We start from the raw sequence: 13,347 nt of genomic DNA on the forward strand, positions 1-13,347 counted from the left end.
ACGGTTGCTTGTGAATGCTTTCACGAACACCGTAGATGTCAATAGATACCCGGTGCACCGTGGGGAAGCTCACGCTGTAAGACCCCTACATGGGGATCCGCCGTGTCATTTGTACTCGGTTGAGCCAGTTTTCGCAGCGCAACCGCGATGTTTCTAGGGCGTGTCGAACCGGCTAGGGCTTCGGCGCGACCACATCGAGGATATCCGGGACTGCTGTGAAATTCACCATGTTGCGGCGTCCGATGAAGTCGCCGTCGATTTGCAAGCCGATCGGTTCGGCTGCGGTGACGGTCACGGCCGGCACGTCGTCATCGCGAAACAAGGTGCGGCTCTTGGGATCTCCATGGGCTGACAGCAACTGCCGGGCGACCATGAGGGTGGGCAGAACGCCCATGGTGCGCATCGCAAACACTCCGAGACCCGATTCGAATGCGGTCCCCGGGTTGGTGACCACGGGCGTGTTGTCGAGAAAAGTCCAGGGACTGGCATTCGTCACGAATGCGTAATGCACGTCTGTTACCGGTTCGTGACCTGGAATGTCGAGACGCACTTGCGGGGCATGCCGTTTGGCGCGAAAGAACTGCCGGACCGTAGTGCGCAGATAGCGAGCGGGCGTCGCGGTTTTGCCATCCGCGCGCTTGGCGTCGATGGCCTCGCACACATCCGCGTCGAGCCCGACGCCGGCGCTGAAGAGGAACCAGCGATCGTCGGCGACGCCGAGCCCGATACGGCGGTCCGCGTCGTCGGCCACCAGATCGATGAGCTGATTGGTGGCGGTCACCGGATCCGGCTCGATGCCCAGCGAGCGCGCGAACACATTCGCCGAGCCGCCCGGGATCACACCGAGCCGCGGCAGCCACTCCCGCTGCGGCTCACCCGGCAGCGGGAGGAAACCGTTGACGGTCTCGTTCACCGTGCCGTCCCCGCCGTGCACCACGATCAGGTCCATCCGGGTGTCGGCGGCCCAGCGCGCCAGCTCGGCGGCGTGCCCCCGGTGCTCGGTGTGGCGAACGGTCAGCTGGGTGCGGCTTTCCAGTGCGTGAGCGAGCAGATCGCGAGTGGACCGAGTGGTCGAAGTGGCATTCGGGTTCACGATAAGCAAGGTCCGCACGGTGCCTATTTTGCCTCCGCTCCGCTCCGGCGGGTTCGCGGCCCCGAAGTCTCGTTCTTCCCTCCTCCGCTCCTCCGCTTCGCTCCCCCGCTCCGTCAGTCCAGAACGAGACGGCCGCGAACCTTGAAGTGCCAGTTCCGAACTGATTTCGGCCGGACGGGTGCACTGCGCAACGACGCCCGGTCGTAGGCTGGGCGGGTGGCTGAGCAGAACAACGGCGAGAACAAGCCCGCGGGCGAGAGCGACGTAGTGCCCGCGACGGTGCGCGTGGCGGGCGCGCTGGTCGCCCTGGAGGGCGCGCTGGGCCTGGTCGCGATGGTCGTGCTGATCATCGTCGGCGCGAACGGGTCGGCGCAGAGCCCCAAGAACAGCTATCTCACCGCCGGGTACGCGGCCATCCTGGGCGGCGCGGTGCTCGCCGCGGGGATCGGGCTGATGCGCGGGAAGCGGTGGGGGCGGGCCATCGCCACCTTGACCCAGCTGCTGCTGCTGGGTGTCGCGTACTACATGTTCACCTCGGACCGGCCGGAGTTCGGGGCGCCGCTGGGATTGCTGGCGCTGGGTGCGCTGGGTGCGCTGTTCGCCCCGGCCTCGAATCGGTGGATGGCCGCGGGCTACGGCTCCGTCGAGGAGTAGCCGCAGCGGCGGTGTGCGCAGAGTCGCCGTAATCGTTGCTCAGTGACCCGTGAGCGAGTTTTCGGGCGCTCGCCCACCACTCGGGTGAGCGAGCGCTTTCCAGCGATGCTGCGGCGAATTCGGATGCCGCGGCGAATTCAGTCGTCGGCGTGCGTCGCCAGGCGGGCCAGGGCCGCGCCGCGCAGGCGGTAGCCGGTCCACTCGTGCTGGTGCTCGGCCCCGATGGATTCGTAGAAGTCGATGCTCGGGGTGTTCCAGGTGAGCACCGACCAGTCGACGCGGGCGTACCCCTGCTCGACGGCCTCGCGGGCCAGCGTCGCGAGCAGGCTCTTGCCCAGCCCACGGCCGCGGACCTCCGGCTTGACGTAGAGATCCTCCAGATAGACCCCGTGCACGCCCTTCCAGGTGGAGTAGTTCAGGAACCAGATGGCGCAGCCCACCACGCCGTGATCGGTCTCGGCCACATGGGCGTACAGCGCGGGCTGCGGCCCGAACAGGGCCGTCTCGAGCTGGGCCGCGGTGAGGGTGCACTCGTCGGCGGCCTTCTCGTACTCGGCCAGATCGTGGACGAGCTGGACGAGCGCCGGGATGTCGGCGGGGGTGGCGCGGCGAATCATTCGGCGGCCCCTTCCTACGGGTTGAGCGGCGGAACCAGATTGTGCGCGAGCACGGTTCGAGCCTGGTGATCGTGTCCCAGCACCGTAACCGCGGCGGTGGACAGGAAGAATCGGCGGCCTTCGATCACCTCGAACTCGGCCCAGCGGGCGATGAGCGCGCGCGAGAAGTGGCCGTGGCCGACCAGCACCACATCGCGGGTGGCCAGCTCGGGGATGACGGTGGCCAGCACGTGGTCGGCGCGCTTGCGGACGTGCTCGGCGGTCTCGCCCTCGGGGGTCTCGCCGGTCCAGATGGTCCAGCCGGGGGACATCTGCTGGATCTCGGGCGTGGTGAGGCCCTCGTAGTCGCCGTAGTCCCACTCCACCAGGTCGTCGTCGACGACGACGCCGGGGAGCCCGGCCAGCGCCGCGGTGCGCAGCGCGCGCTGCCGGGGGCTGCACAGCACCAGCGGATTCCGCAATTCCATGTCGTACAGCAGTTTTCCGGCGGCCCGGGCCTGCGCCTCGCCGATCTCGGTGAGGGGCACATCGGTGCGGCCGGTGTGGCGGCGCGCGGCCGACCAGGCCGTCTCCCCGTGTCGCAGCACTACCAACCGGAATTCGCCACCACTCATGAATTCGATCATGCTCCACCGCCTCCCCGAATACCTAGCGGGCGGCAGCGACCCGTCGGAATCGGGCACCCGTGAGCGACCGGGTCAAGCGGCCGCGCCGACGCCGTACACCTGGGTGCCCCGGCGCTCCAGGAAGACGCTGCCCGAGACGTTCAGCCCGATGGGCTCGTTGTGATAGTCGCTGCGCTGCAGCGGGATTCGCGAGACCTGCGCGCCGGTGCCGGGATCCAGGACGGCCAGGCCGTCCGGGACCGGAGCCACCAGCTGGCCGGCCATCAGCGCCGGGGTGCCGAGCACGTGCTGGGCGCCCCACTGCGGGTCGAGGGTGGTGGGGTTGAGGGCGATCAGGCTGTCGCCGGTGAAGACGAAGAAACCGGTGGACAGGCGCGCCACCATGGCGGTGTCCGTGAAGGCCGGAACCTGGTGGGTGGCAAGCAGATTGCCGCTGACGTCATAGATGGTCAGCACCGGCGGGGTGGTCGGGCCGGCGGGGAGGTAGAGCGCGGTCCGGGTGTCGGACACCGCGATCACGCGCGCCCCGTCCACCGCGCCGCCGGGCTCGTTGAGCACGTGCGTGCTGTACTCCTCCGGCACCGTGCCGTCCTTGGGCGCGGGATTGAGGATGGACAGCCGGTCGGCGGAGTCCTCGGGGCAGCGTTCCAGCACCGCCACCCGGCTGGGCGCCGAGCCCGCCGAGAGCAGCCGGCAGTCGGTGCGCGGCTGGGTGTGCGGATTCACCGGGGCGTCCACATAGCCGTATTCGAGGGTGCGGACCAGATCCGAGCGCCACATCTCCAGGCGGTCGTCGCCCAGCGCGAGCACATAGGTGCCGTCCGGGGCCAGGGTGATCCGCTTGTCCATGTAGCTGGACCGCGCCGCCACCCGGGTCCCGGTCTCGGCGTTGAGCAGGGTGGTCTGACTGCAGCCGCGCTGATCCCGGTAGGTGGCGATGACCGTCCCGAACTGGACCTCCACCGCGCACAACGGCATGTCCCGCTGGTACTTCCAGACCTCGTCCCCGGTGCGGGCATCCCGCCCGGTGACGGTGCCGTCGTCGGCGGTGACGGCCACCGCGCCCACTGTCAGCGAGCGCATGGCCGCGCCGTCCGGTGCGTGCCACAGCTCCTTGACCTGCGCAGGCACCGAGTCGGCCGCCGGCGGCGGGGCGAGGGTGTGGTTCGCGGACTGCGCGTGGGTGCCGCGCACATCGCTGGTCAGCGCCACGACCGCTGCCGCGATCGCCACCAGAGCGGCGATCGCGACAGCGGTGAGAATATCGGCGCGTGTCCGCCGCTCGGGTGCGAGCACGACAGCGAGAGTAACCGATCCGCGCGGCTAGGCCGAGGCCGCGACCGCGGTATCGGTCACCACCACGGCGGTCTCGGCGTCCACGTCGGCCTTCTTCCGCCGCGTCCGCCGCACCGGAGCCGCCGCCGCGGGCTCGTCGGAACCGCTTGCCGCAGTACCCGACTCGACCGCTTCGACCTCCGCCTTGACGGCCTTGCGGGCCCGCTTGCGCGGCGCGGCCTTCGGCGCCTCCGCGACCACCTCGGCACCGTCCGCCGCCTCCGCGACCACCTCGGTCGCGCCGTTGGCGTCCACGGTCGCCGCGGCCGCCTTACGAGTCCGCTTGCGGGGCGCGGCCTTCGGCGCTTCCGCACCGTCCGCCGCTCCGGCGGTGGCCTCGGCGGCGCCGCCGGCCTCGACGGTCGCAGCCGCGGCCTTGCGAGTCCGCTTGCGCGGCGCGCTCTTCGGAGCCTCCGCGGCGACCTGGGCGTCGCCGTCGGTGGCGGTCTCGTCGGCGGTCGCCGTGGTGCTCGCGGCGCGGCTGGTGCGCTTGCGCGGCGCCCGCAGGGCGGGCTCGGCCGAGTCACCATCGGTGGCGGAGGATTCCACCGCGACGGCGGAACCCTCTGCGCCGGTGCCGGATTCGGCCACGGCGGCCTTGGTGCGGCGAGTGCGCTTGCGGGGCGCGTCCGCTTCGGCGGTCACGGGAGCCGCTGTCGCGACGTCGGTCTCGGCGACGACCGTCGGCTCCGTGGCCACCGGGGCCTCGGCGGCAGTGACCGTGGCCTCGGCGGCTGCCTTGGTCCGGCGGGTGCGCTTGCGGGGCGCATCGGCCACGACCGCGTCGGCGACCGGCTCGACCGTCGTGGTGGCCACGCTCGCCTCGACCGGCGCGGGCGGCTCGGCGACCGCGGCCTCCGAGACGACGTCGGCGGCGGCCTCGGTCACGCCGGTGCCCTCGGCGGAACCCTTGCCCCCGCGGCGGGTGCGCTTGCGTCCCCGGCGGGCGCCGTCCCCGGCATCCGCTGAGACGACGTCGGCAACCTCGGCGGGTCCGTCGGTGTCGGGTTCGGTCTCGACCGTGGTCGCGACGACGGCGTCGGCCGGGGTGTTGCCGCCCTTGCCACGGCGGCGACGGCGGCGACGGCGGCCGGACTTCTCCGGATCGCCGGCGGCCGAATCGGCCTCGGCGGCAGGGGTTTCGGTGGTCACCACGGCCGTATCGCCCTCGACCGGCCGGCCGCCGCGGGTACGACGGCGGTTGCGGCTGCGGGTGCTGCCGCGTTCGCGCTCCACCACGACGGCGTCCTCGTCGCGCTCGGGCTTGCGCTTGCGGATGACGCCGGTGACGCCCTCCGGGATGCCGAGCTCCTCGTACAGGTGGGGGGAGCGGGAATACGTTTCGACCGGTTCCGGGATGCCGAGGTCGAGGGCCTTGTCGATGAGGCTCCAGCGGTTCAGCTCGTCCCAGTCCACCAGGGTGACCGCGACACCGGTCTTGCCCGCGCGGCCGGTGCGGCCGATGCGGTGCACGTAGGTCTTCTCGTCCTCCGGGCACTGGTAGTTGACGACGTGGGTGACGTCGTCGATATCGATGCCGCGGGCGGCCACATCGGTGGCGACCAGCACGTCGATCTTGCCCTCGCGGAACTTCTTGAGCGCCTTCTCGCGGGCGATCTGCCCCAGGTCGCCGTGCACCGCGCCGACGGCGAAGCCGCGCTCGGCCAGATCGTCGGCGACCTTCTGCGCGGTCCGCTTGGTGCGCGCGAAAATCATTGTCGCGCCGCGGGTTTCGGCCTGCAGGATGCGAGCCACCAGCTCGCTCTTGTCCAGCGCGTGGGCACGATAGACCAGCTGGGTGATCCGGTCGTGCACCGCGGACTCGTGGTGCTCCTCGGCGCGGATGTGCGTCGGCCGGTTCAGGAAGGTGCGGGCCAGGGTGATGATCGGACCCGGCATGGTGGCCGAGAACAGCATGGTCTGGCGCTGCTCGGGAACCATATTGAGAATGCGCTCGATATCGGGCAGGAAGCCCAGGTCGAGCATTTCGTCGGCCTCGTCGAGGACCAGCACCTGCACCTTGCCGAGGATCAGATGCTGCTGCTCGGCCAGATCCAGCAGGCGGCCCGGGGTGCCGACGACCACGTCGACACCGGCGCGCAGCGCCTCGATCTGCGACTCGTAGGGGCGGCCGCCGTAGATCGACGTGATGCGCACCTTGGTTCCGGTGCTGTCGTCGAGATATTTGGCGGCGTTCTCCAGATCCTGGGTGACCTGGATGCACAGCTCGCGGGTCGGCACGATGACCAGCGCACGCGGCGTGCCGTCGAGGGCCTTGGTGCCGGAGTCGCCGGTGGCGATGCGGTGCAGCAGCGGCACGCCGAAGCCGAAGGTCTTACCCATACCGGTGCGGGCCTGGCCGATGAGATCCTCACCGGCCAGCGCGAGCGGCAGGGTGAGTTCCTGAATGGCGAAAGTGCGTTCGATGCCGATCTCGGCGAGGGCCCGGACGATTTCCGGCCGCACGCCCAATTCGGCGAAAGTGGGAGCGAGGTGGGTGTCGTCGAGTTCCGCGGTCAGCAGCGTGTCCGCCACACCCGGTTCCTGCTCTACGGTGATCTTGCTCAGGTTCTTGCCTTTCCTCGTTTATCGCGTCTCGCGCGCACGAGGCGTGGGGCGGACCCGGTCGGTCCGCGACGACCACTTGATCCGTGTTTCTCGCCGCTGCGGGATGCCTCTCCGGTGGATGGGCGTCGACCTGGCGCGGCGGTGCAGTGCTGCGGATCGGAGTGCGCGCACATTTTCCATGGACTACGGGCATGAATTCCGCCGTCCGCGGAGATTGTAGCGTGATACGGCCTTCGCCCTGATTTCCGCCACCGCTAATGTGTGGCGTTATTGCGCTGGTCGGCGTGCTTATCGGTAGCGAAAGACGGTCTGATCCGGGGTTTCGCATTGCCGTTAATGATTGTGGCGCACCATAATTCGTCCGGGGACAACCGTGTCGGCCACCGCGCGGACAGTTGAGTTGCTCACATAGGTGATACACCATGTAGCACTATCTGCGAAGGTATTGCCGTGAGCTTGGCAGACACCGTGACCACCGCCGCCCGCAACATGTGGTCGCTGACCTTCGGCGCTGGCATCGAGGCCCCCGAATCCACCCCGTCGACGGTGCTGTCCGACGCGCCGCATCGCGAACTGCGCCGCTACGACGGCGCGGGCCCCGACGATCCGGCCGTGCTGCTGGTACCGCCGCTGGCCGCGCCCGCCTTCTGCTTCGACCTGCGCCCCGATCAGAGTCTGGCCCGGTTCCTGCTGGAGACCGGCCGCGCGCCCTACCTGGTCGACTACGGCGACATCACCTTCGAGGACCGGCGCATGGGCTTCGAGACCTGGATCGACGACATACTGCCCGAGGCCATCCGCGAGGTCTCGGCCGATCGCGGCGGCCGTCCGGTGGATCTGGTGGGCTGGTCCATCGGCGGCGTCCTGGCCCTGCTGACCGCCGCGGCCGATCAGGCGCTGCCCATCCGTTCCATCACGGCCGTCGGCGCGCCGCTGAGCTACGACCACATGATCGGTGCGCGCGAACTTCGCACCCTGGCCCGCATCGACGGCGGCCACACCGCCACCGCGGCCATTCGCGCCGCCGGCGGGGTCTCGGCGCAGCTGACCCGGATCGCCTACCGCGCCACCGCCTGGGATCGGGAACTCAAGCGGCCGTTCTTCATCGCGAGCAATCTCGCGGACACCGCGACCCTGGCCCGGATGGAGACCATCGACCGGTTCCAGAATTCGCTGCCCGGCTATCCGGGGCGTTTCTACAACCAGCTGTGGGGCCGCTTCATCCTCAACAACGACATCGGCAAGGGCGTGGTGCACCTGGGCGAGCAGCGGATCGCGCTGGCCGACATCACCCAGCCGGTGCTGCTCGTCGGCGGACCGAACGACGTGATCACCCCGGCCGCCGCCGTGGAGCACGGGACGACGACGCTGACCGGCTCGCCGGAGGTGCGATACGAGACCGCACCCGGCTCTCACCTCGGCATTCTCATCGCCCGCGACACCACGTGGACCCATCTGGACAAGTTCCTGCGCGACCAGCCCTGAATTACGTTGTGTCGCAAGGCCTTACGAACGTATTGAGGGTACGCTCCGAGTGTCGTCGCCGATGGGTGAATGCGCGTCGTTTCCGGCCGCTAGGGTGGGGTCCCATGGGAGCAAACTCGTCCACTGCGCTCGGCGCTGCCTCGGAGTCCTCTGGCGACCGTATGTCAGTGTCTTCCGACGGCCGTATCTCCGCCGAACATCCTGGAGCCACCGACCTCTTCGCGGTCCTCGCCTACGGTGAGATCTCCGCCTTCTACCGTCTCGCCGAAGAGGCCAAGCTGTCGCCCACGCTGCGCGGCCGGGTGGCCGTCGCCAAGATGGCCGGCAACGAGATGGAGCACTTCAAGACCCTGGAGCGGGCGCTGGCCGATCGCGGCGTCGACATCTTCGACGCCATGGCCCCGTTCGTGCGCGCCCTGGACGCCTATCACGCCTCCACCGACCCCTCCACCTGGCTGGAGTCGATGGTCAAGTTCTACGTCGGCGACGGCATCGCCGCCGACTTCTACACCGAGATCGCCGGCGCCCTGGCTCCCGAGGTCGCCGACGTGGTGCGCGACGTGCTGGCCGAGACCAGCCACTCCGAATTCGTCATCGAGGAGGTGCGCACCGCGGTCGCCCAGAACCGGTCCGAGCGGGACCGGCTGGCGCTGTGGGGCCGCCGCCTGCTGGGCGAGGCCATCACCCAGGCGCAGTACGTGATGGCGCAGCGCGACGGGCTCACCGAGCTGGTGCTCACCGCCACCGGCGATCTGAACGGCGTCGCCACGCTGTTCGAGCACATGCAGAACAGTCACGCCGAGCGCATGCGCGTCCTCGGCCTGAGCTGACGCTCCCGTTCTTCCCGCCGTCTGCGCTGTTCCCCGGCAGCGCCGTGGGTGGCTGTTCCCCGACAGTGCCGTGGGTGCTGTTCGCTGACAGCGCAGGCGGTCGCGGCCGGACGCTGTCCCGGCTGCGCTAGCGTGATCAGGACAGCACAAGGACTCTAGGTTCGGAGGTTGGCCGTGGAGGTCAAGATCGGCATTTCGGATAGCCCGCGTGAGCTCGTCATCAACAGCTCGCAGACCCCCGCCGAGGTCGAGGCGGCCGTCACCGGCGCGCTCCAGGGTGAGGGCGGCGTCGTCACGCTGACCGACGAGAAGGGCCGCAAGTTCCTGATCCAGGCCGCGAAGGTCGCCTATGTCGAGATCGGCACCCCCTCCTCGGGTCGCGTCGGCTTCGCGGCCGTCTAGCCGAACTCTCGGGGCTTCCTGAAACCCCCAGTGACATAAAAGAATTGCCCCGCCGAGCCGCTCGGCGGGGCAATTCTTTTATTGTTTCCGGGGATTCAGATCTCAATCCATCGGGTGCAGCGGCACGTGCTTCAGGCCGCCCCAGCACAATGCGACGGTGGTGTCGACCGCGTCGTCCTTGCTGATCGGCCGGTCCGCCTCGAGCCAGTAGCGCGCGCTCAGCTGGCTGGCGCCGACCAGGCCGACGGCGAGCACCCGAGCGCGGTAGGGCTCCAGGCCGGAGTCGTGGGCGACCAGGTCGAAGACCGCGTCCACGCAGGCCTCGGTGGCCTGCTCGACCCGGCGCTGCACCTGCGGCTCATTGGTCAGATCGGATTCGAAAACCAGTCGGAAGCCCTGGGTTTCGTGATCGACGAAGTCGAAGTAGGCCTGCACGGCGGCGCGCACCCGCTGCTTGTTGTCGGTGGTGGAGCGCAGCGCCTGGCGCACGCTCGACACGAGGGCGTCGACGTAGTTCTGCAGGACCGCCAGATACAGTTCGAGCTTGCTCGAGAAGTGCTGGTAGAGCACCGGTTTGCTGACGCCGGCGCACTGCGAGATCTCATCCATGCCCGAGGCGTGATAGCCGCGTAGCACGAAGACCTCGCTGGCGGCCGCGAGTAGCTGCGCCCGGCGCGCCTCACGGGGCAGGCGGGTTCCGCGCTTGCTCGCCGCCATGGCCTCGGATGACATGCGGTGCGACGTCATCCGGTCCACGAGGTCAGTCATTGCCTTTTCTCCCAGTTGATTCCCGGTGGGAAGGATGTCACCGGTATCCCACGAACGATACTCGCTCATGGGCCCCGTGCCGATCCAGGTTCCGAATTTTGGTGTGCTGGTTGTTGTCGATCAGCACTGTGATGGTCGAGTGGGACTCGCATCGATTATGCGAGGCCGATCACAACTGTGTAGCACATGTTCTGATTTGTGAGCTCTGCCGCTTTGGCGTGAGATATCTCGCAGCAATAGCACCGCGCGGCGACGGCCCTTCCGTGCGTGGGGGCGGGCTATGAGAGTCTGTCAGTCGTGACCGACCATGGGGGCAGTAGTTCCGGCGGGCCTGATTCGGGCCGCCCCGTGGGGGCAGGTGCGCCGAAGACCGCCGGTAACAAGCGCCGAGGAAGACCCAGCGGGCCGATCTACGATCCGCTCGGTTTGTACACCGGCGCCAGCGCATCGCAGACCGGCCCCTCGGTATCTTCCGGGCTCATCACACCGCCCGGACCCGCACCCGATCCAGGTCAGCCCGCCGGTGATCACCTGCCGCTGCCGCACCAGCCGCTGCGCGCCCGCTGGGATCCCACCGCCCCGCCCGCCGACGCCCGCAACCGGCAGCGCCCCGATCGCGAGACCAAGAAGCAGAGTCCGCTGGGCCGCTTCGTGAGCACCTACGGCTGGCGCGCCTACGCCCTGCCCGTGCTGCTGGTCATTACCGTCCTGGTCGCCGTGGACGCCCTGCGCCACACCGGCGACGCCAGCACCGGACTCCCCGGCTTCGGCCGTCTCAGCGAGCACACCGACAAGCCCAGCGGCATCATCGGCGGCGCCCCCAAGGGCGACGGCAAGTACGCGGCCGATCTGCCCACCGGCGCGGTCCCGCCCGGCGGGCCCTACACCGACACCGGCACCGGCAACTGGCACGTGGTGCCCGGCAATACCGCGCAGGTCGGCACCGGCTCCCAGCACGTGTTCACCTACACGGTGGAGATCGAGGACGGCGTGGACACCGCCAGCCTCGGCGGTGATCCGGCCATCGGCCAGATGGTCGACGCCACGCTCGCGAATCCCAAGTCCTGGACCCACGATCCGCGTTTCGGCTTCCGGCGCGTGGACACCGGCACTCCGGATTTCCGCATCTCGCTGACCTCCCGCGACACCACCCGCAAGTCCTGCGGTTTCGAGATCCCGGTCGACTCCTCCTGCTACAACGCCGATCTGGGCCGTGTGGTGCTCTCCGAGGTGCGCTGGGTGCGCGGGGCGCTGGCCTTCGAGGGCGACGTCGGCTCCTACCGGCAGTACCAGATCAATCACGAAGTGGGACATGCCATCGGCTACCACGAGCACCAGCCGTGCGAGGTCGACGGCGGGCTGGCGCCGGTCATGATGCAGCAGACCTTCGGGACCAGGAACAACGACATCGCGAAGCTCGATCCCGAAGGCGTGGTGCCGATGGACGGCAAGACCTGCCGCTTCAACCCGTGGCCCTACCCGCGGGCCTGAGCGCCCTCCACCACGACGGCGGGCACGGATTCCGTTGCGGCCGAAGGCCGGTGCCGGGCGACGCCCAGACCCGCCAGGGCGCCCAGAGTCGCCGCCGCGGCCGCGGTGAGCAGCGCCGCGCGGAAGCCGTGCTGAACGGCCGTCGTCGAGGTGTAGCCGCCGGTGACGGTGAAAACCGCTGAGGTGACCGCGATTCCGAAGCTGCCGCCGAGCTGGCGCAGGGCGTTGTAGATCCCTGACGCGGTGCCGATGGACTCCGGTCCGACCGAACTGATCGCGGCGTTCTGCACCGCGGGCATGGCGGCCGAGATGCCGATGCCGGTCAGCAGCATCGGCCCGATCAGCGCCGGGTATCCGGCCCCGGCCCCGGCGGCCAGGGCGATCCAGAGCAGGCCGATCCCGGCCAGCAGCAGTCCGGCCACGATCAACCGGCGCTCGCCGATCCGGCTCATGCGCGCGCCGGCCAGCGGCGCGACCACGAAAAGCGTTGCGGTCCAGGGCAGCAGGCGCAGCCCGGAGCCGAGCGGGGTGTTGTGCAGCCCGGCCTGCAGGTACTGGGCGAAGAAGAACGCGGTGCCGAAGATCGCGGCGGTCATCAGGAGCCCCGCCAGATTGGCGGCGCCGAAGCCGGGGCGGGTGAACAGCCGCATGGGCACCATGGGCTGCGGGGTGCGCAGCTCCCAGCCGACGAAGGCCGCCAGCAGCGCACCGCCGCCGAGCAGCGCGCCCAGGATCTCGGCGCTGGTCCAGCCGATCGCATTGCCGCGCACCAGTCCGAGCACCAGCCCGAGCACGCCGAGCCCGGACAGCAGGACGCCGACGGTGTCGACCTGGGCGGCGGGCCCGGTGCTCTCCGTGACCCAGCGGCGGACGGCCGGAATCAGGGCCGCGCCGATGGGCACATTGAGCCAGAAGATCCACTGCCAGGTCAGGCCCTGCACCACGGCCCCGCCGACGACGGGTCCGCCCAGGATGGCCAGCCCGGTGACCCCGGCGAAGATGCCCATGGCGCGTCCGCGCTGGGCGGGCGGGAACGCCACGCCGAGCAGGGCGAAGGCGGCCGGCATGATCATGGCCGCACCGATGCCCTGCACCGCGCGGGCGGCGATCAGCGCGCCGATGCCGGTGGCCAGCGCGCAGGCGGCGGAGGAGACGGTGAACAGCGTGAGCCCGGCGATGAGCAGGCGGCGGCGGCCGATGCGGTCGCCGATCACCGCGGCGGTCAGCAGGAATACCGCGAGTGCGAGCGTGTAGGAGTTGAAGGTCCAGCCGAGCGCCTCGAGCGACGCGCCGAGTTGGACCCGGATGGTGTTGAGCGCGGTGGTGACGACGAGTGCGTCGAGCCCCACCATGAGTGACGCCACCGAGGTGAGGGCGAGCGTCCAGCGCTGGTGAGTGGTCATGGGGGAGTGACCTTTCGGGTCGGTTCGGGTGTCACGGGTACGTACTCACCGGCTCGCGAAAACTCATCGGCCGCT

The 13,347-nt window shown here is 69.6% G+C and carries 11 protein-coding genes and 1 pseudogene; 5 read left to right on the top strand and 7 right to left on the bottom strand.

The features are described from left to right. Positions 1–172 precede the first annotated feature (172 nt). The gene (locus ABZV44_RS10140) at positions 173–1,111 is read right to left on the bottom strand and encodes a diacylglycerol kinase family protein (RefSeq protein ID WP_354834002.1); all 939 of its coding nucleotides are present in this window, start codon (positions 1,109–1,111) and stop codon (positions 173–175) included. Between the two features lie 198 nt (positions 1,112–1,309). On the opposite strand from ABZV44_RS10140, the gene ABZV44_RS10145 reads away from it, so the two are divergent. After that, positions 1,310–1,747: a hypothetical protein gene (locus ABZV44_RS10145; protein WP_354834004.1), complete on the top strand. Its 438-nt coding sequence runs from the start codon at positions 1,310–1,312 to the stop codon at positions 1,745–1,747. Between the two features lie 137 nt (positions 1,748–1,884). Here the strand turns inward: ABZV44_RS10145 and ABZV44_RS10150 are convergent, their stop codons facing one another. From ABZV44_RS10150 to ABZV44_RS10165, 4 genes and pseudogenes are all read right to left on the bottom strand, one after another. Next, positions 1,885–2,364 (bottom strand): GNAT family N-acetyltransferase, encoded by a 480-nt coding sequence (locus ABZV44_RS10150; protein ID WP_354834006.1) that lies wholly within the window; start codon positions 2,362–2,364, stop codon positions 1,885–1,887. 14 nt (positions 2,365–2,378) lie between these two features. Next, positions 2,379–2,990 carry an acid phosphatase gene (locus tag ABZV44_RS10155; RefSeq protein ID WP_354834008.1) on the bottom strand — a complete coding sequence of 204 codons (612 nt, stop codon included), beginning with the start codon at positions 2,988–2,990 and terminating at the stop codon, positions 2,379–2,381. A gap of 72 nt (positions 2,991–3,062) precedes the next feature. Continuing rightward, the gene (locus tag ABZV44_RS10160) at positions 3,063–4,286 is read right to left on the bottom strand and encodes a hypothetical protein (protein WP_354834010.1); all 1,224 of its coding nucleotides are present in this window, start codon (positions 4,284–4,286) and stop codon (positions 3,063–3,065) included. A gap of 1,212 nt (positions 4,287–5,498) precedes the next feature. Continuing rightward, a pseudogene (locus tag ABZV44_RS10165) lies at positions 5,499–6,860 on the bottom strand (DEAD/DEAH box helicase); the annotation flags it as partial. A 483-nt stretch (positions 6,861–7,343) separates the two neighbouring features. Between ABZV44_RS10165 and ABZV44_RS10170 the strand changes: the two are divergent. The 3 genes from ABZV44_RS10170 to ABZV44_RS10180 all read left to right on the top strand — a co-directional run bounded on the left by ABZV44_RS10170 (position 7,344) and on the right by ABZV44_RS10180 (position 9,610). Next, positions 7,344–8,378, top strand: a complete 1,035-nt coding sequence (locus ABZV44_RS10170; protein ID WP_354834012.1) for an alpha/beta fold hydrolase — start codon at positions 7,344–7,346, stop codon at positions 8,376–8,378. A 161-nt stretch (positions 8,379–8,539) separates the two neighbouring features. After that, positions 8,540–9,208, top strand: coding sequence for a ferritin-like fold-containing protein (locus tag ABZV44_RS10175; protein ID WP_354834013.1), 669 nt, complete (start codon positions 8,540–8,542; stop codon positions 9,206–9,208). A gap of 174 nt (positions 9,209–9,382) precedes the next feature. Further along, positions 9,383–9,610, top strand: coding sequence for a DUF3107 domain-containing protein (locus tag ABZV44_RS10180; protein ID WP_354834015.1), 228 nt, complete (start codon positions 9,383–9,385; stop codon positions 9,608–9,610). A 102-nt stretch (positions 9,611–9,712) separates the two neighbouring features. On the opposite strand, the gene ABZV44_RS10185 is transcribed toward ABZV44_RS10180, so the two are convergent. After that, positions 9,713–10,378 carry a TetR/AcrR family transcriptional regulator gene (locus ABZV44_RS10185; RefSeq protein ID WP_354834016.1) on the bottom strand — a complete coding sequence of 222 codons (666 nt, stop codon included), beginning with the start codon at positions 10,376–10,378 and terminating at the stop codon, positions 9,713–9,715. Positions 10,379–10,909: 531 nt separating this feature from the next. On the opposite strand from ABZV44_RS10185, the gene ABZV44_RS10190 reads away from it, so the two are divergent. Then, positions 10,910–11,869: a DUF3152 domain-containing protein gene (locus ABZV44_RS10190; RefSeq protein ID WP_354834150.1), complete on the top strand. Its 960-nt coding sequence runs from the start codon at positions 10,910–10,912 to the stop codon at positions 11,867–11,869. On the opposite strand, the gene ABZV44_RS10195 is transcribed toward ABZV44_RS10190, so the two are convergent. Continuing rightward, positions 11,854–13,272, bottom strand: a complete 1,419-nt coding sequence (locus ABZV44_RS10195; RefSeq protein ID WP_354834018.1) for a DHA2 family efflux MFS transporter permease subunit — start codon at positions 13,270–13,272, stop codon at positions 11,854–11,856. The genes ABZV44_RS10190 and ABZV44_RS10195 overlap by 16 nt on opposite strands. Positions 13,273–13,347 lie beyond the last annotated feature (75 nt).

This window comes from Nocardia sp. NPDC004860 (assembly GCF_040609015.1).
GTDB lineage: Bacteria > Actinomycetota > Actinomycetes > Mycobacteriales > Mycobacteriaceae > Nocardia.